16 protein-coding genes are annotated in these 16,181 nt (G+C 61.1%); 13 read left to right on the top strand and 3 right to left on the bottom strand.

Annotated elements, in window-relative coordinates:
* The first annotated feature begins 9 nt into the window (after positions 1–9).
* From B9Z33_RS13735 to B9Z33_RS13725, 3 genes are read left to right on the top strand one after another with little or no spacing between them, the layout of a single operon-like run.
* Positions 10–792, top strand: coding sequence for a uroporphyrinogen-III synthase (locus B9Z33_RS13735; RefSeq protein ID WP_108287572.1), 783 nt, complete (start codon positions 10–12; stop codon positions 790–792).
* Positions 789–1,826, top strand: a complete 1,038-nt coding sequence (locus B9Z33_RS13730; RefSeq protein ID WP_108287571.1) for a uroporphyrinogen-III C-methyltransferase — start codon at positions 789–791, stop codon at positions 1,824–1,826. Before B9Z33_RS13735 ends, B9Z33_RS13730 begins: the two co-directional genes overlap by 4 nt.
* Positions 1,827–1,832: 6 nt before the next feature.
* Positions 1,833–3,128, top strand: a complete 1,296-nt coding sequence (locus B9Z33_RS13725; RefSeq protein WP_108287570.1) for a heme biosynthesis protein HemY — start codon at positions 1,833–1,835, stop codon at positions 3,126–3,128.
* A 100-nt stretch (positions 3,129–3,228) separates the two neighbouring features.
* On the opposite strand, the gene B9Z33_RS13720 is transcribed toward B9Z33_RS13725, so the two are convergent.
* A complete protein-coding gene (locus tag B9Z33_RS13720) occupies positions 3,229–6,255 on the bottom strand; it encodes an Rne/Rng family ribonuclease (RefSeq protein ID WP_108287569.1) in 3,027 nt (1,008 codons plus the stop codon).
* 591 nt (positions 6,256–6,846) lie between these two features.
* Here B9Z33_RS13720 and B9Z33_RS13715 point away from each other — a divergent pair.
* Genes B9Z33_RS13715 through B9Z33_RS13700 form a run of 4 tightly spaced genes read left to right on the top strand, consistent with a single transcriptional unit; the run spans position 6,847 to position 9,856 of the window.
* Entirely contained in the window at positions 6,847–7,848 is a 1,002-nt protein-coding gene (locus B9Z33_RS13715; protein WP_108287568.1) for an RluA family pseudouridine synthase, read from the top strand.
* Positions 7,820–8,488 (top strand): HAD family hydrolase, encoded by a 669-nt coding sequence (locus B9Z33_RS13710; protein ID WP_108287895.1) that lies wholly within the window; start codon positions 7,820–7,822, stop codon positions 8,486–8,488. The genes B9Z33_RS13715 and B9Z33_RS13710 overlap by 29 nt, the downstream gene beginning before the upstream one ends.
* A gap of 13 nt (positions 8,489–8,501) precedes the next feature.
* Positions 8,502–8,867, top strand: coding sequence for a Rieske 2Fe-2S domain-containing protein (locus B9Z33_RS13705; protein ID WP_108287894.1), 366 nt, complete (start codon positions 8,502–8,504; stop codon positions 8,865–8,867).
* A gap of 2 nt (positions 8,868–8,869) precedes the next feature.
* Positions 8,870–9,856, top strand: a complete 987-nt coding sequence (locus B9Z33_RS13700; protein WP_108287567.1) for a S49 family peptidase — start codon at positions 8,870–8,872, stop codon at positions 9,854–9,856.
* 47 nt (positions 9,857–9,903) lie between these two features.
* Here B9Z33_RS13700 and B9Z33_RS13695 read toward each other — a convergent pair whose 3' ends face one another.
* Complete coding sequence (locus B9Z33_RS13695) at positions 9,904–10,674, bottom strand: SAM-dependent methyltransferase (RefSeq protein WP_108287566.1); 771 nt, start codon at positions 10,672–10,674, stop codon at positions 9,904–9,906.
* Positions 10,671–11,237: a Maf family nucleotide pyrophosphatase gene (locus tag B9Z33_RS13690; protein ID WP_108287893.1), complete on the bottom strand. Its 567-nt coding sequence runs from the start codon at positions 11,235–11,237 to the stop codon at positions 10,671–10,673. Before B9Z33_RS13690 ends, B9Z33_RS13695 begins: the two co-directional genes overlap by 4 nt.
* Before the next feature lie 105 nt (positions 11,238–11,342).
* On the opposite strand from B9Z33_RS13690, the gene B9Z33_RS13685 reads away from it, so the two are divergent.
* From B9Z33_RS13685 to fabG, 6 genes are all read left to right on the top strand, one after another.
* Positions 11,343–11,891: a DUF177 domain-containing protein gene (locus B9Z33_RS13685; RefSeq protein ID WP_108287565.1), complete on the top strand. Its 549-nt coding sequence runs from the start codon at positions 11,343–11,345 to the stop codon at positions 11,889–11,891.
* A 135-nt stretch (positions 11,892–12,026) separates the two neighbouring features.
* Positions 12,027–12,209 carry a 50S ribosomal protein L32 gene (rpmF, locus tag B9Z33_RS13680; protein ID WP_005794249.1) on the top strand — a complete coding sequence of 61 codons (183 nt, stop codon included), beginning with the start codon at positions 12,027–12,029 and terminating at the stop codon, positions 12,207–12,209.
* 112 nt (positions 12,210–12,321) lie between these two features.
* Positions 12,322–13,383 (top strand): phosphate acyltransferase PlsX, encoded by a 1,062-nt coding sequence (plsX, locus tag B9Z33_RS13675; RefSeq protein ID WP_108287564.1) that lies wholly within the window; start codon positions 12,322–12,324, stop codon positions 13,381–13,383.
* A complete protein-coding gene (locus B9Z33_RS13670) occupies positions 13,380–14,357 on the top strand; it encodes a beta-ketoacyl-ACP synthase III (protein WP_108287563.1) in 978 nt (325 codons plus the stop codon). Before plsX ends, B9Z33_RS13670 begins: the two co-directional genes overlap by 4 nt.
* Positions 14,358–14,446: 89 nt before the next feature.
* Entirely contained in the window at positions 14,447–15,397 is a 951-nt protein-coding gene (gene fabD, locus B9Z33_RS13665) for an ACP S-malonyltransferase (protein ID WP_108287562.1), read from the top strand.
* The gene (fabG, locus tag B9Z33_RS13660; protein ID WP_108287561.1) at positions 15,394–16,137 is read left to right on the top strand and encodes a 3-oxoacyl-ACP reductase FabG; all 744 of its coding nucleotides are present in this window, start codon (positions 15,394–15,396) and stop codon (positions 16,135–16,137) included. The genes fabD and fabG overlap by 4 nt, the downstream gene beginning before the upstream one ends.
* The last annotated feature ends 44 nt before the right edge of the window (positions 16,138–16,181 follow it).

The following is a 16,181-nucleotide window of genomic DNA, read 5'->3' as shown; positions in this document are numbered from 1 at the left end:
TGGCTTGGCATGGCTGAAGCCTCCGTGGTGATCGTGACCCGGCCCGAGCGTGAGGCGGGGCCTTGGGCTTCGGCCTTGCAGAGCCAAGGCGTTCGCACAGAAACTCTTCCCCTGATTCAGATCGCGCCCTTGCCCGATGCGGCTGCCCTGCGGGCCGTGTGGCAGCAGGTGCCCCAGCAGCTGGCGGTGATGTTTGTCAGCGCCAATGCGGTGCGGTTTTTCATGGCCGCGAGACCCGATGGGCTGGATTTGCGGGCTTGCCGTGCTTGGTCCACGGGGCCCGGCACCCAGGCGGCCTTGTTGGCCAGTGGCTGGCCAGCCGACCAGATCGATTCGCCGGATGCCGATTCAAGCCAATTTGACTCGGAGGCTTTGTGGGCCTTGGTGTCGGATCGTGTTGTGTTGACGGACCAGGCTTCGGTGTTGATTGTTCGCGGTTCAGACGCGCAAGGGCACATGGCGGGGCGTGATTGGTTGGCGCAAAAGTTGGCAGACGCAGGCGTGCAGGTGCAGCAGGCCGTGGCTTATGTGCGTCAGACCCCCGTTCTGTCGGTCAGCCAGCAGCAAAGGGCGGTGCAAGCCATGACCGATGGCAGCTGGTGGCTGTTCAGCAGTTCCGAGGCCGCTCAGCACCTGTTACAGGCCTGTCCCGACCTGGATGTGGGGCAGGCCAGAGCGCTGGCCACACACCCACGCATTGCCCAGCGCTTGCGGCAGACCGGCTGGGGGCGGGTGGAGACGGTGCCCGCAGGCCTGGAGGCGCAAGCTGTGTCTATAAAATCGCTGACATGACCTCCACGCCCGAAACACCATCACCCTCCGCTGCGACCAGCCAACCTGTGCGCCGACGCGTCTGGAGCCTTTGGGTGCCGTTGGGGGTGGCCAGCCTGGCTTTGTTGGTGTCGGTGTTGTTGTGGCAAAAGCTGTCACGCATTCAGGAGCAGCTGGCACGCCAAAGTGCCGATGCCGGACAGCAGTCGCTGGAAGCCAAAGCCTGGGCCAAACAAGCGCAGGAAACGGTCCAAGACAGTGCCGCACGCTTGACGCTGATGGAAGCCCGCTTGGGCGAGGTGGCCTTGCAGCGTGGACAACTTGAAGAGTTGATCCAGAGCCTGTCGCGCTCACGGGACGAAAATTTGGTGGTCGACATTGAAGCCGCTTTGCGCATGGCCCAGCAACAGGCGCAATTGACCGGCAGTATGGAGCCCTTGCTGGCCGCACTCAAGTCGGCCCAGGTGCGGGTGAAACGGGCCGCGCAGCCGCGCTTGGCCCCGGTGCTTCGGGCCATTGAAAAAGACCTGGACCGCCTCAACACGACGCCAGCATTCGATTTGCCGGGCTTGCTGATCAAGCTGGACGAAGGCGTGGCCCTGGTCGATGGTTTGGTGCTCGCCAACCAGGAGTTGCCCACCGCAGCCATGAACCGGTCCGTGACCGATGCAGGCAGTACGCCAACCCCGCCCTCGTGGTGGATGGCGGGCTTGATGCAGTTTGGCGACCAACTCAAGGGTTTGGTACGGGTGAGCCGCATCGAGTCGCCGGAGGCTGCTTTGCTCTCGCCTGAGCAGGGCTTTTTCTTGCGTGAAAACCTCAAACTCAAATTGCTCAATGCCCGTCTGGGTTTGTTGGCACGGCAAAAAGACGCGGCCCGTGCAGACCTGGCTTCGGCTTCCGTGATCGTGCGTCGCTATGCCGATGCTTCGTCGCGCAAGACAAGCCAGTTGCTGCAGTTGCTGGAGCAATCCGGGGTGCAATTAAAAGCCAGTGAGTCCCCGCGTCTGGATGGTTCATTGACGGCTTTGGCCACAGCGGCTGCAGGAAGGTAAGACCCCATGCGCGCAGCTCTTTGGCTCATCAGTTTGTTTTCTTTGGCCGTGGCCGCCGCTTGGCTGGCTTGGCACAACAACGGCACGGTGACCTTCTTCTTGATGCCCTACCGGGTCGATTTTTCACTCAATCTGGTCCTGTTGATGCTGGGTCTGGTTGTGCTGGTGGTGGTGTTGGCCCAACAGGCTTTGTCGGCCTTGCTGTCTTTGCCCAAGCAAGCGCAGCGCTGGCGTCTGCAACAAAAAGAAAGGGCCGCGCACGCGGCCCTGCTTAAATCGATCAGCAACTTCATGGCCGGACGTTTTTTGCGTGCGCGCAAATCGGCGCAGGCGGCCTTGGACAAAGAAGCTCGCCTGAAAGATGCGGGCCTCGAACTTGACCATGCGGTGGCTTTGCGAACGGTCGCGCACATCATGGTGGCCGAATCGGCGCACGCTTTGCAAGACCGCGATGTGCGACAAACCCACCTGCAAGAAGCGCTCGATGCGGCCAAAGAAGGCCAGTCTTCCGAGCGCCAGGCTTTGACCGAAGGCGCTCAACTGCGTGCAGCGCGTTGGTTGCTGGATGACCGGGATGCCGCCGGAAGCTTGAGCCTCTTGAAATCCTTGCCCTCGGCCTTGGGGCGTCGCATGGTGGCCATGCGCATGCAGCTCAAGGCGGCCCGATTGGCAGGCCAACCCGCGCAGGCCCTGGACACGGCGGTTTTGCTGGCCAAACACCGCGCCTTCACACCTGCCACGGCCGACAGTTTGGTGCGTGGCCTGATTCTGGAATGGTTGTCGCACTTGCACGATCCCGAGTCTGTGCAACGCATGTGGCTCAATTTGACCTTGGCGCAACGCGCCATGCCCGACTTGGCCGCAGAGATTGCTTTGCGCTTTGTGGCTTTGGGCGGTTCGGTTGCCTTGGCCAAGCCATGGCTGCAGCCTTTGTGGGCCCCTTTGCAATCGCCACAAGCGAAGTGGACCCCAGACCAGTTGGCGCGCATGGTGCAAGCCATGGAAGCCTGCCTGACAGACGCGCAAGCTGCCGATGCCCGGCAGTGGCTGGCGCGGGTCGAGGCTGCGCAACAAGCTCACCCTCAAGATGCACGCCTGCAGTATCTGGCGGGTATGGTGTGTTTGCGCCATCAGCTGTGGGGCAAGGCGCAAAGCCTGCTGTCCCAATCGGTCAAGGGTTTGCAGACCCCGGCATTGAAGCGCAAGGCCTGGTGTGCCTTGGCCGAACTGGCTGAGCAGCGCCAGGAGCCGGCAGCCGCTGCAGCCGCCTGGAAGCAAGCTGCACTGGTTTCCCAGAGCTGAGGCCTTTCCTGTTTGTTGGGCTGCGATGGCTTGAGGCGAAAAAAAACCGGGCACTTGGCCCGGTTTTTTTTGAAGCGCCATGAGCGCTTGACCTGACGGATTAGAACGGCACGTTGAGCTGCTTCAGGTCTTTGCGTGTTTCCACCAGAACCAATGGGCCTTCGTTCAGCACCACAACAGGTGGACGCTCGCGCGGTACGCGGACCGGCTTGGGTTCGGCTGCGATGGCGGCCTGGACGGCAGCCACTTTGTCGGCATCCGAATTCACCCAGACCAGGCCAGAGCCTTGTGCCACTTGGTGCAGGTTGTCGATTTGCAAGGTGTAGCTGGCCACGGAAGGCAAGCCTGCGCGTGCAGCTGCAGGTGCTGTTGGGGCGGCCACGGGGGCGGGTGCTGCCGGTGCCACAGCCACTGGGGCCACTGGGCTTGCGACCACGGGTGCTTCTGCCACAGCAGCAGGGGCCGGTGCAGGGGCAGGGGCCGACACAGCTTCAGTTGCCTCGGCCGCAGGGGCTTCGCCAGCTGGGGCTGCTGATGCTTGCTGGGCACGCTCAAAGTAAGAGCGTGGTGCAGGGCGGTCTTCACCATTGGCTTCGGCGGCGGCAAAAGCGGGTGCAGCGTTCACATCACCTTGGGCTTCCTCAGTGGCGTTTTCCTGGCGTGGTTCGCCTGCGCGTTCACGGCGGTCACGGCCGTAGCGGTCACGCGAGCGGCGTTCACGGCGTTCACCGTTGTTTTCGGAGGGTGCGCCACCTTCTTGGGCGACTTGGGCTTCTTGTCCTTCAGCGACGATCACCTCTGTTTCAGGGGCGTTGCTTTCGTTGGAGGCGTTGTCACCCTGGCGGCGTTCGCCACCGCGTTCACGACGGCCTTCGCCACCGCGTTCGCCACGCTCTCGGCGGCCTTCGCCACGGGGCGCGCGTTCGTTGCGCACTTCGGTGCCGTCGGCGTTCAGCTCGGGCGTTGCATCGCTGCGGCCTTCGTTTCTGCTTTCATTGCGGTTCTCGCCACGACCATCGCGACGGCCTTCACGGGGAGGACGGTCACCGGCAGGGCGCTCCGTGCGCTCACCACGCTCAGCGCGTTCGCCACGTGCGGGGCGGGCTTCGCCTTCACGCAATTCATTGCGACCTTCGGCACGGCCCTCACCTCGGCCCTCGCCACGGCGACCACCTTCGCGTGGTGCGCGGATTTCGCCTTGTGCACCTTCGCTGCGTTCACCGCGGCGGCCATCGCGACCACCACGGCGACCATCACGACCACCTTCTCGACGTTCACCATCGCGGCCGCCTTCGCGACCCTCGGTGCGGCGTTCGCCATTGCGGCCTTCGCGTGTTTTGTCATCTTTCTTGCCAACGGCGGCTGGCGCTGCTTCGGGGGCGCTGCCGCCGAACAGGTTTTTCAGCCAGCCAAAGAAACCGCCTGTGGCAGCAGCCGGTGCAACCACAGGTGCGGCTACAGGCTTGCGTGCCGGTTTGGCGGCAGCTGCAGGGGCTTCTGGTTTGACCGGTGCAACCGGTGCCGGCGCGTCGGGCAACACGCCTTTGATGACGGGCGTTTGCTTGTTGGTGGGTTCTTGCGAACGACGCGTCACGGTGGTCGCGTCTTCGATCTCTTCGGCCATCTTGTAGCTGGCTTCGATGCGGTCCAGGCGTGGATCGTCGTGCTTCAGACGCTCCAGCTTGTAGTGCGGTGTTTCCAGCGACTTGTTGGGCACCAGCAGCACGTTGATGCGCTGCTGCAATTCGATCTTGGCGATCTCGGAGCGCTTTTCGTTGAGCAGGAAAGACGCGACTTCGACGGGCACTTGGGCGTGCACAGCAGCGCTGTTGTCCTTCATGGACTCTTCCTGGATGATGCGCAAAATCTGCAGCGCCGAGCTCTCGGTGTCGCGGATGTGGCCTGCACCGCCGCAACGTGGGCAAGGAATCGAGGCACCTTCAGACAAAGCAGGCTTCAAGCGCTGGCGGCTCATCTCCAGCAAGCCGAACTTGCTGATCGAGCCGAACTGCACGCGGGCACGGTCTTGGCGCAGGGCGTCGCGCAGGCGGTTTTCCACTTCGCGGCGGTTCTTCGACTCTTCCATGTCGATGAAGTCGATCACGATCAGGCCACCCAAGTCGCGCAGGCGCATCTGGCGGGCCACTTCGTCAGCGGCTTCCAGGTTGGTGCGGGTGGCGGTTTCTTCGATGTCGCCGCCCTTGATGGCGCGGGCGGAGTTCACGTCCACCGACACCAGCGCTTCGGTGTGGTCAATCACGATGGCACCGCCCGAAGGCAGTTGCACGGTGCGGGCGTAGGCCGATTCGATCTGGTGCTCGATCTGGAAGCGGCTGAACAGGGGTGCGTCGTCGCGGTAGCGCTTCACGCGGTTCGCAAACTCGGGCATGACGTGGCTCATGAATTGCTGAGCTTGGTCATAAATGTCATCGGTGTCGATCAGGATGTCGCCGATGTCATTGTTGAAATAGTCACGGATCGCACGGATGACCAGCGACGACTCCTGGTAAATCAGGAAAGCGCCTTTGCCGCCTTGGGATGCGCCATCGATGGCAGTCCACAGTTTGAGCAGGTAGTTCAGATCCCACTGCAGTTCGGGCGCCGAGCGGCCGATGCCTGCGGTGCGGGCGATGATGGACATGCCTTTGGGATATTCCAGCTGGTCCATGGCTTCTTTGAGCTCGGCCCGGTCATCGCCCTCGATGCGGCGGCTGACGCCACCGCCACGGGGGTTGTTGGGCATGAGCACCACATAACGGCCAGCCAGGCTGACAAAGGTGGTCAGGGCCGCGCCCTTGTTGCCACGCTCTTCTTTTTCGACCTGCACCAAAAGGGACTGACCCTCCTTGATGACGTCTTGGATGCGCGCCTGGCTGACGGACACGCCTTCAGCAAAGTATTGGCGCGAGATTTCCTTGAAAGGCAAAAAGCCGTGGCGGTCTTCGCCGTAGTCCACAAAGCAGGCTTCGAGCGAGGGCTCGACACGGGTCACCACCGCTTGGTAGATGTTGCCCTTGCGCTGTTCGCGGCCTTCGATTTCGATTTCGTAGTCGAGGAGTTTTTGTCCATCGACGATGGCCAGGCGTCGCTCTTCAGCTTGCGTGGCGTTGATCAGCATCCGTTTCATGATGCGTTCCTTCTCTTGTCAGCGTTGGCCCCAGTGCAGAAAAATGCCTGCTGTCTGGAACCTGTTTACACAACTGGCTCTGGATTCCTGGGAATCTCAAAGCCTCCGTTGCCGGAGCTGACGCCTGAAACGAAGGGAATTGCCGAGGGTGATCGCCATTCAGCTGCGCGTGAGCACAGGAATGGGGATCGTGGCGCGTGGATGGGGCGAGGCAAAAGGCGTGCAAAGATTTGTCCACTGCCGGGGGCTTCCCCCGGTGTCCAAGACAAACTGCCGGGCACAAGGCGTGACTGTGGAGCGAGGCTTCGTGAGCCACTCCAAACACATCAGCAAAGTTCCGAACAACACAACCATCTCGCTTTGATCCGCTCAACAGCCTGAAGGGCTATTGAACTTGGGGTATTCCGTATCTGGGTTTCTGGGCGTCGGCCCAACCTCCGGGGCGATTGGCCACTGTTGGCGTTGGCCTTCAGTCTGCAAATCGTGCCGAGGGTGGCATCGACCATCTGGTTTGGCGCGGTGGTGGTGGACTAAACTCCCGTCTTCAGGAATTCATTTCCATTTGAATCAACCACTTACAGCCAATTGCCAGTGAATCACATTATAGGGGCCAAGTCCGCCACTGCGACGCCCGCCGTCAAATGGTTGTTGGTGGACGAAGAGTCTGCCGGTCAGCGTTTGGACAACTTTTTGATGCGTCACCTCAAAGGGGTGCCCAAAACCCACGTTTACCGCATCATCCGCAGCGGCGAAGTGCGCATCAACAAGGGCCGTGCCTCGGCCGAAACGCGGGTGGAGAGCGGCGACGAAGTGCGCTTGCCGCCCGTGCGCGTGTCAGACAAAGTGGCCGAAAAGGCCGCACATCCTGCACCGGGGCGAGAATTTCCTCTCTTGCTGGAAGATGACAGCCTGATGGCGATCAACAAACCGGCGGGTGTGGCGGTGCACGGTGGCTCGGGAGTGAGCTTTGGGGTGATTGAGCAATTGCGGCAGGCGCGGCCTCAGGCCAAGTTGCTGGAGTTGGTGCACCGGCTGGACCGAGACACCAGCGGCATTTTGCTGGTGGCCAAAAAGCGCAGCGCCCTGAAAAACCTGCAAGACCAGTTCCGCGAACGCGAAACTGGCAAGACCTATCTGGCCTTGGTCAAAGGCGATTGGCCCGCCAAACTCAAGGTGATTGACCAGCCGCTGCACAAATTTCTTTTGCCCGACGGTGAACGCCGGGTCAAGGTCACCACCCCTGAAGACCCGGACGGCATGCGTTCGATCACCTTGGTCAAGGTGGCGCAGCGATTGCCTGGCGCCACTTTGCTGGAGGTGACCATCAAGACCGGGCGCACGCACCAGATCCGGGTGCACCTGGCATCGCAAGGCCATCCGATCGCCGGAGACGACAAATATGGCGATTTCGACTGGAACCGCCAATTGCAAAAACCGGGTGCCAGCCCGGGCCTTAAACGCATGTTTTTGCATGCCTGGCGCTTGCAGTTCAACCATCCGGTGACCGACGAGCGCGTGGCCCTGCAAGCCGATTTACCCCCCGAATTGAAAGCGTATGTTGACCATGCCCAACGCAAGACCCCGCCAGTTTGACCTGATCGCCTTCGATTGGGACGGTACGCTGTTCGACTCCACCGCCATCATCACCCGCTGCATTCAGCGTGCGGTGGTGGATGTGGGCGGGCAGGAGCCCACCCGCGAGGCCGCTTCTTATGTGATCGGCATGGCCCTGATGCCCGCGCTGGCCCACGCTGCGCCGGATGTGCCCAAAGACAAGTACCCGGCTTTGGGGGAGCGTTACCGCCACCATTACATCCAGCACCAAAACGACATCAGCCTGTTTGAGGGGGTGCTCGATTTGCTGGATGACCTGAAAGCCCGGCACCATTGGGTGACGGTGGCCACAGGCAAAAGCCGCCAAGGTCTGAACGAGGCCTTGCAAGCGGTGGAGCTGCGCCATCGGTTTGACGGCTCACGCACGGCAGACGAGACGGCAGGCAAGCCCCATCCGCTGATGTTGCATGAACTGATGCGTGAATTTGGTGTGGAGCCTGAGCGCACCCTGATGATTGGCGACACCACGCACGATTTGCAAATGGCCGTGAACGCGGGTTGTGCCAGTGTGGGGGTGAGTTATGGCGCACATGAGCCCGAGGCATTTCATGTCTTGAATCCGCGCCACGTGGCGCACAGCGTGCGCGATTTGCATGACTGGTTGTTGCAAAATGCCTGAAAAGGAGCCCCTCATGGAGCCCATGGTCCCTTTGTGCAACAGTGCCGACTTGGTCAACGGTGGGCGCGCTGTGCCTTTCGACATCGTTTATGCCGGACAGACCTGCCGCGCATTTGCCATCCGGTACCAAGGCCAGGTGCATGCCTACCTGAACCGTTGCACGCATGTGGCGATGGAGATGGACTACCAACCCGACCGCTTTTTTGACGACACCGGGCGCTGGTTGATGTGCGCCACGCACGGTGCCACTTACCAGCCCGATACCGGCGCTTGCTCAGGCGGCCCTTGCCGCGGAGGCCTTGTGAAAATAGACCTTTCAGAGCGGGACGGTGTGGTTCACTGGCATACTGCCTACAACTTAAAACCCCTTGAATTTTGACCATGCAAGACCCACAGGACAACACGTCCGCCCCGGCCTCCACCCCATCTGTAGCGCCCACTCAACCGGGTTGGGAGCGTCAGGCATTGGAGCAACTGGCTTTTGCCGCCCTGCGTGAACAGCAAACGGCCCGCCGCTGGAAAAACGGTTTGCGTGTGGCCTGGCTGGTGTTTCTGTCGGTGCTGTTCTGGCAGGCTTTCAGCTTCAACACGCCCACCACCAACCCCAGTTTGCCGCACACCGCCATGGTGTCGATCCGGGGTGAAATCGGTTCCGAAGGCGAAGGCAGCGCCGAGAACGTCATGGCGGCCATGCGCAACGCGCTGGAAGATTCGGGATCGCAGGCTTTGGTGCTGCTGATCAACTCCCCCGGTGGCAGTCCGGTGCAGGCGGGACTCATCAACGATGAGATTCGACGCCTCAAGGCTTTGCACAACAAGCCCATCTATGTGGTGGTGGAAGAATCGTGTGCTTCGGCGGCTTATTACATTGCGGCAGCCGCTGACAAGATTTACGTGGACAAGGCCAGCATCGTGGGCAGCATTGGTGTGCTGATGGACGGTTTTGGCTTCACAGGCTTGATGGACAAGCTGGGCATTGAGCGTCGGCTGATGACGGCGGGTGCCAACAAGGGTTTTCTGGACCCGTTCAGCCCGCAGACCGAGGCGCAGCGCAAACATGCCCAGGCCATGTTGGACCAAATTCACGGCCAGTTCATCGAGGTGGTGAAAAAAGGACGGGGTGACCGTCTGAAAGAAACCCCCGAGATGTTCAGTGGTTTGTTCTGGAGTGGCCAGCAGGCGGTGGACATGGGTCTGGCCGATGCGTTGGGCAGTCTGGACGGCGTGGCCCGTGACGTGGTCAAGTCACCTGATGTGGTGGATTACACCCAGAAAGAAAATGTGGCCGAGCGTTTGGCCAAGCGCTTTGGTGCGGCGGTGGGTGAGGGGGCTGTACACGCCTTGCGCATGGGTTCAAGCCTGCGCTGAGTCATTCCTGTGCCGATTCAAGGGGGCCCTTCGGGCCCCTTGGTTTTTCAGGGGCCGATCGCGTAGACCGCCGGTGTGTGACCGTCCGGGCCTTTCAGGCCTTTCTTCCATTGCGTCACGGTGTGGCTTTGGATGCTGGCAGAAGGCAGCGTCAGCCCGCTGGCAATCGCCAGGCGCGTGTTGGCCTGCAGGCTTTGCAGCAGGCCGCTGAGCATGGCCGCATTGCGGTAAGGTGTTTCGATCCACAGCTGGGTTTGGCCGGTTTTCAGCGCCAGTGATTCCAGTTGTTTCAGGCGTGCAGCGCGTTCGGCCGCGTCTTGCGGCAGGTAGCCGACAAACGCGAAGTTCTGGCCGTTGAGCCCACTGGCGGCCAAGGCCAGCAACAAGGACACCGGGCCGACCAAGGGCACTACGGTCAAGCCCAGATCATGCGCCGCACGCACCACTGAGCTGCCGGGGTCGGCCACGGCAGGCATGCCGGCTTCACTGATCAGACCCACGTCGTGGCCCTGCAAAGCCGCTGCCAGCAAAGGTTTGCCGTCAAAGCCCGATTGGTGATCGCCTTTTTTATGCACATGGCGTGGCAGTTCGGTGATGCTTTGCTCGGACAAGGGTGCGATCAGCGGATGGGTTTCCCCTACGCGTTTGAGGAATGCCCGGGTGGTTTTGGCGTTCTCGCAAACCCAATGCCGGACGTTCGCTGCCGAGGCCAAAGTGGCTTCTGGCAGCACTTGCGTGATGGGGGCTTGTTCGTTGCAGCCAAAGTCCAGCGGGGTGGGCACCAGCAGCAGGCGGCCTTTGATTTGAGGGGCATTCACAGCAGTTTGACTCCGGCTTGGCGCAACAGGCGGGCTGTGCGGATGAGTGGCAAGCCGACCAAGGCGGTGGGGTCGTCGTTGTCGATGGATTCCAGCAGGGCAATGCCCAAGCCTTCGCTTTTGGCGCTGCCGGCGCAGTCGTAGGGTTTTTCGGCTTGCAGGTAAGACTCGATCTCTTCGTCGCTCAGGTCGCGAAACACCACCCGCACTTCGGCCAGATCGACTTGTTCAAACCCTGTGGCCAGGCAAACCACGGCCAGGGCGGTCTGAAAAATCACGGTTTGACCGCGCATTTGGCGCAGTTGTTGCACAGCGCGATCGTGTTCGCCGGGTTTGCCCAAGGGCTGACCCGCCAGATCGGCCACTTGGTCTGAGCCGATGACCACTGCCTCGGGATGCAAGGCTGCCACGGCCTGAGCTTTGGCCAAAGCCAGGCGCAGCGCCAGCTCGCGCGGAGATTCGCCGGGTGCAGGGGTTTCGTCCACGTCGGGCGCGGTCACACTGAAGGGGATGCGCAGGCGCGTGAGCAACTCGCGGCGGTAGCGCGAGGTGGAGCCCAGCACGACCTGTCTGGCAGACGGGTTGAGGGGTGAGGCGGGGGCAGAAGTCGGTGTCAAAACGCAAACCCAAGGTGAAATTCGGATGGGTGATTCTCTTACACTGCAGCCATGGAAAAAAAACTCGACCCCCAACACCTGGATGTGGTGTCTTTCGCCCGTGATGCCATCAGCCTGAAGGGCGAGAGCCTTTTGGCCGATTGGGTGCGCTTGGCAGAAGAACAATGGGGCAGTGCCATGCCTGCTGGCCCGGTGGTTTGGGCTTTGCAAGGCCGTTTGGTGCCTCAGTCGGGCGGTGCTGACCAAATTTGGCTGGATTTGAAGGCTTCGGTGGCTTTGCCCATGCAGTGCCAGCGTTGCCTCACCGCCGTGTTGGAAACGGTGGAGGCCGAGCGTTCGTTCCGTTTTGTGGCCGATGAGGCCACGGCAGCTGCCCTCGACGACGAGGCTGAAGAAGATATTTTGGTGATCAGCCGTGACTTTGATGCCTTGGCGTTGGTCGAAGACGAATTGATTTTGTCCTTGCCCTTGGTCCCTTTGCATGAGGTGTGTCCCGAAACGGTGCCCATGTCGGTGGCCGACCCCGAGTTTGAAGTGGCTGCCGAGCGGCCCAACCCGTTTGGTGTTTTGGCAGGGCTCAAAAAAGGCCCGTCCAAATAAGTCGGTCACCAAGCCCTTCCAATGGGCGTTCGCTTAGGCTATAATCGATGGCTTCGCCCGGTTTGCCGGGAGACATTCTCATTAACCAGACGCTGCGTCTTCATTTGCGCGGCCTCCAGCTTCCAAGGAGCCATCATGGCTGTTCAGCAAAACAAAAAGTCGCCTTCCAAGCGCGGTATGCACCGTTCGCACAATGCCCTGAATGTGCCGGGCATCGCTGTCGAGCCAACCACTGGCGAAACACACCTGCGTCACCACATCAGCCCCAACGGTTTCTACCGTGGCCGCCAAGTGTTGAAGAACAAGTCAGAAGCCTGATCGGCGTCAGCCCTCAAGCCTCAAGAGGCCCGGCGCTACTTTTTAAGTAGCATCGGGCTTTTGTTTTTGTGGCGTTCGCTTTGTATTGCCCGGTTTTGAGCCCAAGGATTCCATGACTTCGCCCACCCCGATCACCCTGGCTGTCGATTGCATGGGCGGCGACCACGGTCCCCGCGTCACGCTGGCCGCTTGTCGCCGTTTCTTGTCAACGCACCCCGATGCCCGACTCTTGCTGGTGGGACGTGCGGAGGCGCTAGCCGGTTTCGCCGATCCCCGCGCCGAAGTGGTGGCTACCACTGAAGTGGTGGAGATGGACGACGCGCTGGAAGTGGCGCTGCGCAAGAAAAAAGACTCGTCCATGCGCGTGGCCATTGAGCAGGTGCGCGATGGCAAGGCCGCAGCTGCCGTTTCGGCGGGTAACACGGGTGCCTTGATGGCGATTGCCCGCTACGTGCTCAAAACCATGGACGGCATTGACCGACCTGCCATTGCAGGCCAGATGCCCAACTTCAAAGGTGGTGGCACCACCATGCTCGATCTCGGGGCCAATGTCGATTGCACCCCCGAGCATTTGCTGCAATTTGCCGTCATGGGTTCGGCTCTGGTTTCGGTACTCCAGAACAAACAAAACCCCACCGTGGGTTTGCTGAACATCGGCGAAGAGGCTATCAAAGGCAATGAAATCATCAAAAAATCGGGCGAACTTCTGCGATCTGCGGCCAGTTCGGGCGATTTGAATTTTTACGGCAATGTGGAAGGCAATGACATTTTCAAGGGCACGGTGGACATCGTGGTCTGCGATGGCTTTGTCGGCAATGTGGCTTTGAAGGCCAGCGAAGGCTTGGCGACCATGATCGGTGGCTTCCTTAAAACTGAGTTTTCTCGCAATATCTTCACGAAAATCGCAGCACTATTCGCCTATCCGGTGCTATCTGCATTTAAAAACCGTGTAGACCACCGCCGTTACAACGGCGCCGCCCTTTTGGGGTTGCGCGGTCTGGTGTTCAAGAGCCACGGCTCAGCCGACGAGATTGCTTTCGAGACGGCCCTGAACCGGGCTTATGATGCAGGCCGAAACCAATTGCTGGACCGTGTTCGTGAACGCATCGCGCATGCCGCCCCCTTGTTGATGGGCGCGCAGGCTGAGCGCTCAGAAGCGGTCACCCCCGTATGAGAATTTATTCACGCATCATTGGCACAGGCAGCTATCTGCCTGAAAACCGCCTGACCAACGCCGATCTGGCCGCCGAACTGGCGCAGCAGGGCGTTGAAACTTCCGACGACTGGATCGTGGAACGCACCGGCATCCGTGCCCGCCACTTTGCTGCGGACGACCAGGGTTGCAGCGATCTGGCCACCGAAGCCGCGCGCAAAGCATTGGATGCTGCCGGTTTGGCCGCGAGCGACATCGACCTGATCATTGTGGGCACTTCCACCCCCGACATGGTGTTCCCGTCTGTGGCGACCATGGTGCAGCACAAGCTGGGCACGGCGGGTTGCCCTGCATTTGATGTGCAAGCCGTGTGCAGTGGCTTCATTTACGCGCTGACGATTGCCGATGCGATGATTCAGTCGGGCTCGGCCAAGCGTGCATTGGTGATTGGTTCAGAAATTTTCAGCCGCATTTTGGACTTCAAAGACCGCACCACCTGCGTGCTGTTTGGTGACGGCGCAGGCGCTGTCGTGCTCGAAGCCTCTGAGCAGCCCGGCATTCTGGCCACCGATTTGCATGCCGATGGCAAATACAAAGACATTTTGTGCGTGCCAGGTCACGTGAACCGGGGCGGCATTTTGGGTGACCCTGTGCTCAAGATGGACGGCCAGGCCGTGTTCAAACTGGCCGTGGGTGTGCTCGAAGAAACCGCCCGCGCCAGCCTGGCCAAGGCCAATCTGACCGATGCAGACATCGACTGGCTGATCCCGCATCAGGCCAACATCCGCATCATGCAAAGCACCGCCAAAAAGCTCAAGATGGGCACCGACAAGGTGGTGGTCACGGTCGATCAGCACGGCAACACCTCGGCAGCCTCGATCCCGCTGGCGCTGGACACCGCCGTGCGCGACGGGCGCATCCAGCGCGGCCAGACCCTCATGCTCGAAGGCGTGGGCGGTGGCTTCACCTGGGGCTCAGTCCTCCTGCGGTATTGACGCGCTTGATTTGACAGACCCGGGTCAGTGATGCGCGGCATGCTCCATTTCACTTTCCCGGATTCTTTCCAGATACAAAAAATTTGCACATGACCACATTTGCTTTTGTTTTTCCCGGCCAGGGCTCCCAGTCGGTGGGCATGCTGGACGCCTGGGGCGACCACCCCGTGGTGCTCGAAACCCTCCAAGAAGCCTCTGACGCCCTGGGCGAAGACGTGGCCAAACTGATCCACGAAGGCCCCAAAGAAGCGCTGGCCATGACCACCAACACCCAGCCCGTGATGCTGGTGTCGGCCGTGGCCGCTTACCGCGCCTGGCTGGCTGAGGGCGGTGCCAAGCCGTCCGTGGTGGCTGGTCACTCGTTGGGCGAATACAGCGCCTTGGTTGCTTCTGGCGTGTTGACGCTGTCGCAAGCCGCGCCGCTCGTGCGCCTGCGCGCCGCCGCCATGCAAGAAGCCGTGCCCGTGGGCGTGGGCGCGATGGCCGCGATTCTGGGTCTGGCCTCCGACAAAGTCATTGCCGGGTGCCAAGAAGCCCAGGCCACATTCCCCGCAGGCAGCCCAGAAGTGGTCGAGGCCGTGAACTTCAACGACGCCGCGCAAACCGTGATCGCAGGCAGCAAGGCCGCGGTCGACAAAGCCTGCGAAGTGCTCAAGGGCATGGGTGCCAAGCGTGCGCTGCTCTTGCCCGTGTCGGCACCGTTCCACTCGAGCCTGATGAAACCCGCTGCCGAAAAGTTGCGCGAAAAGCTGGCCACCCTGACGCTGGGTGCACCGCAAATTCCGGTGCTCAACAACATCGATGTGGCCATCGAAACCGATGCCGACCGCATCCGTGATGCGCTGTACCGTCAGGCTTTTGGCCCGGTGCGCTGGGTTGAGTGTGTGCAGGCCATCAAGGCCCGTGGCGTGTCCACCTTGGTGGAATGCGGCCCCGGCAAGGTGCTGGCAGGTATGACCAAGCGCATTGACGCTGAATTGACCGGCGTGGCGCTGTATGACCCCGCCACCCTGGCTGAAGTGAAAGGAATCCTGGCATGAGCGAAGCACAAAAACAAATCGCACTGGTCACTGGCGCATCGCGTGGCATTGGTGCCGCGATTGCCCTGCACCTGGCCCAACAAGGTTTTGTGGTCATTGGCACCGCCACCAGCGATGACGGTGCGGCCAAGATCAGCCAAGCCCTGTCGGCCTTCCCCGGCAGCCGGGGAGCCAATCTGAACGTGAACGACGCCGCCGCTGGCGAAGCCCTGATCGACGCCATCGTCAAAGAGCACGGCGGCTTGCAGGTGCTGGTCAACAACGCGGGCATCACCCGCGACACCCTGGCCATGCGCATGAAGGACGACGACTGGGATGCGGTGTTGGACACCAACCTGAAAGCCGTGTTCCGCATGAGTCGCGCCGTGATCCGCCCCATGATGAAGCAGCGCTATGGCCGCATCATCAGCATCACCAGCGTGGTGGGCGCGTCGGGTAACCCTGGCCAGGCCAATTACGCCGCTGCCAAGGCGGGCGTGGCGGGTATGACCCGTGCGCTGGCCCGCGAGTTGGGCAGCCGCAACATCACGGTCAACTGCGTGGCCCCCGGTTTCATCGAAACCGACATGACCGCCAGCCTGCCCGAAGAACAACAAAAAGCCTTGTTGGGCCAGATTCCTCTGGGCCATCTGGGCAAACCCGAAGACATCGCGCATGCCGTGGCCTACCTGGCCGGAACGCACGCGGGCTACGTCACCGGGCAAGAATTGCATGTCAATGGTGGCATGTTCATGGCCTGATTCATATGCCGATTGGCGGAAACGCCTTCCGGACAGGTAAAATC

The organism is Limnohabitans sp. T6-20 (genome assembly GCF_003063505.1).
Taxonomy (GTDB): domain Bacteria; phylum Pseudomonadota; class Gammaproteobacteria; order Burkholderiales; family Burkholderiaceae_C; genus Limnohabitans_A.
Note: the sequence above shows the minus strand (reverse complement) of the source record. Positions and strands in the feature narration are given on the sequence as shown.

What these genes read in the sequence shown, in the direction of transcription:
- B9Z33_RS13735 (WP_108287572.1), top strand. Translation starts at nt 10, where the DNA reads ATGGCTGAAGCCTCCGTGGTGATCGTGACCCGGCCCGAGCGTGAGGCG.
- B9Z33_RS13730 (WP_108287571.1), top strand. Translation starts at nt 789, where the DNA reads ATGACCTCCACGCCCGAAACACCATCACCCTCCGCTGCGACCAGCCAA.
- B9Z33_RS13725 (WP_108287570.1), top strand. Translation starts at nt 1,833, where the DNA reads ATGCGCGCAGCTCTTTGGCTCATCAGTTTGTTTTCTTTGGCCGTGGCC.
- B9Z33_RS13720 (WP_108287569.1), bottom strand. Translation starts at nt 6,255, where the DNA reads ATGAAACGGATGCTGATCAACGCCACGCAAGCTGAAGAGCGACGCCTG.
- B9Z33_RS13710 (WP_108287895.1), top strand. Translation starts at nt 7,820, where the DNA reads ATGCCCAACGCAAGACCCCGCCAGTTTGACCTGATCGCCTTCGATTGG.
- B9Z33_RS13705 (WP_108287894.1), top strand. Translation starts at nt 8,502, where the DNA reads ATGGAGCCCATGGTCCCTTTGTGCAACAGTGCCGACTTGGTCAACGGT.
- B9Z33_RS13700 (WP_108287567.1), top strand. Translation starts at nt 8,870, where the DNA reads ATGCAAGACCCACAGGACAACACGTCCGCCCCGGCCTCCACCCCATCT.
- B9Z33_RS13685 (WP_108287565.1), top strand. Translation starts at nt 11,343, where the DNA reads ATGGAAAAAAAACTCGACCCCCAACACCTGGATGTGGTGTCTTTCGCC.
- rpmF (WP_005794249.1), top strand. Translation starts at nt 12,027, where the DNA reads ATGGCTGTTCAGCAAAACAAAAAGTCGCCTTCCAAGCGCGGTATGCAC.
- plsX (WP_108287564.1), top strand. Translation starts at nt 12,322, where the DNA reads ATGACTTCGCCCACCCCGATCACCCTGGCTGTCGATTGCATGGGCGGC.
- B9Z33_RS13670 (WP_108287563.1), top strand. Translation starts at nt 13,380, where the DNA reads ATGAGAATTTATTCACGCATCATTGGCACAGGCAGCTATCTGCCTGAA.
- fabD (WP_108287562.1), top strand. Translation starts at nt 14,447, where the DNA reads ATGACCACATTTGCTTTTGTTTTTCCCGGCCAGGGCTCCCAGTCGGTG.
- fabG (WP_108287561.1), top strand. Translation starts at nt 15,394, where the DNA reads ATGAGCGAAGCACAAAAACAAATCGCACTGGTCACTGGCGCATCGCGT.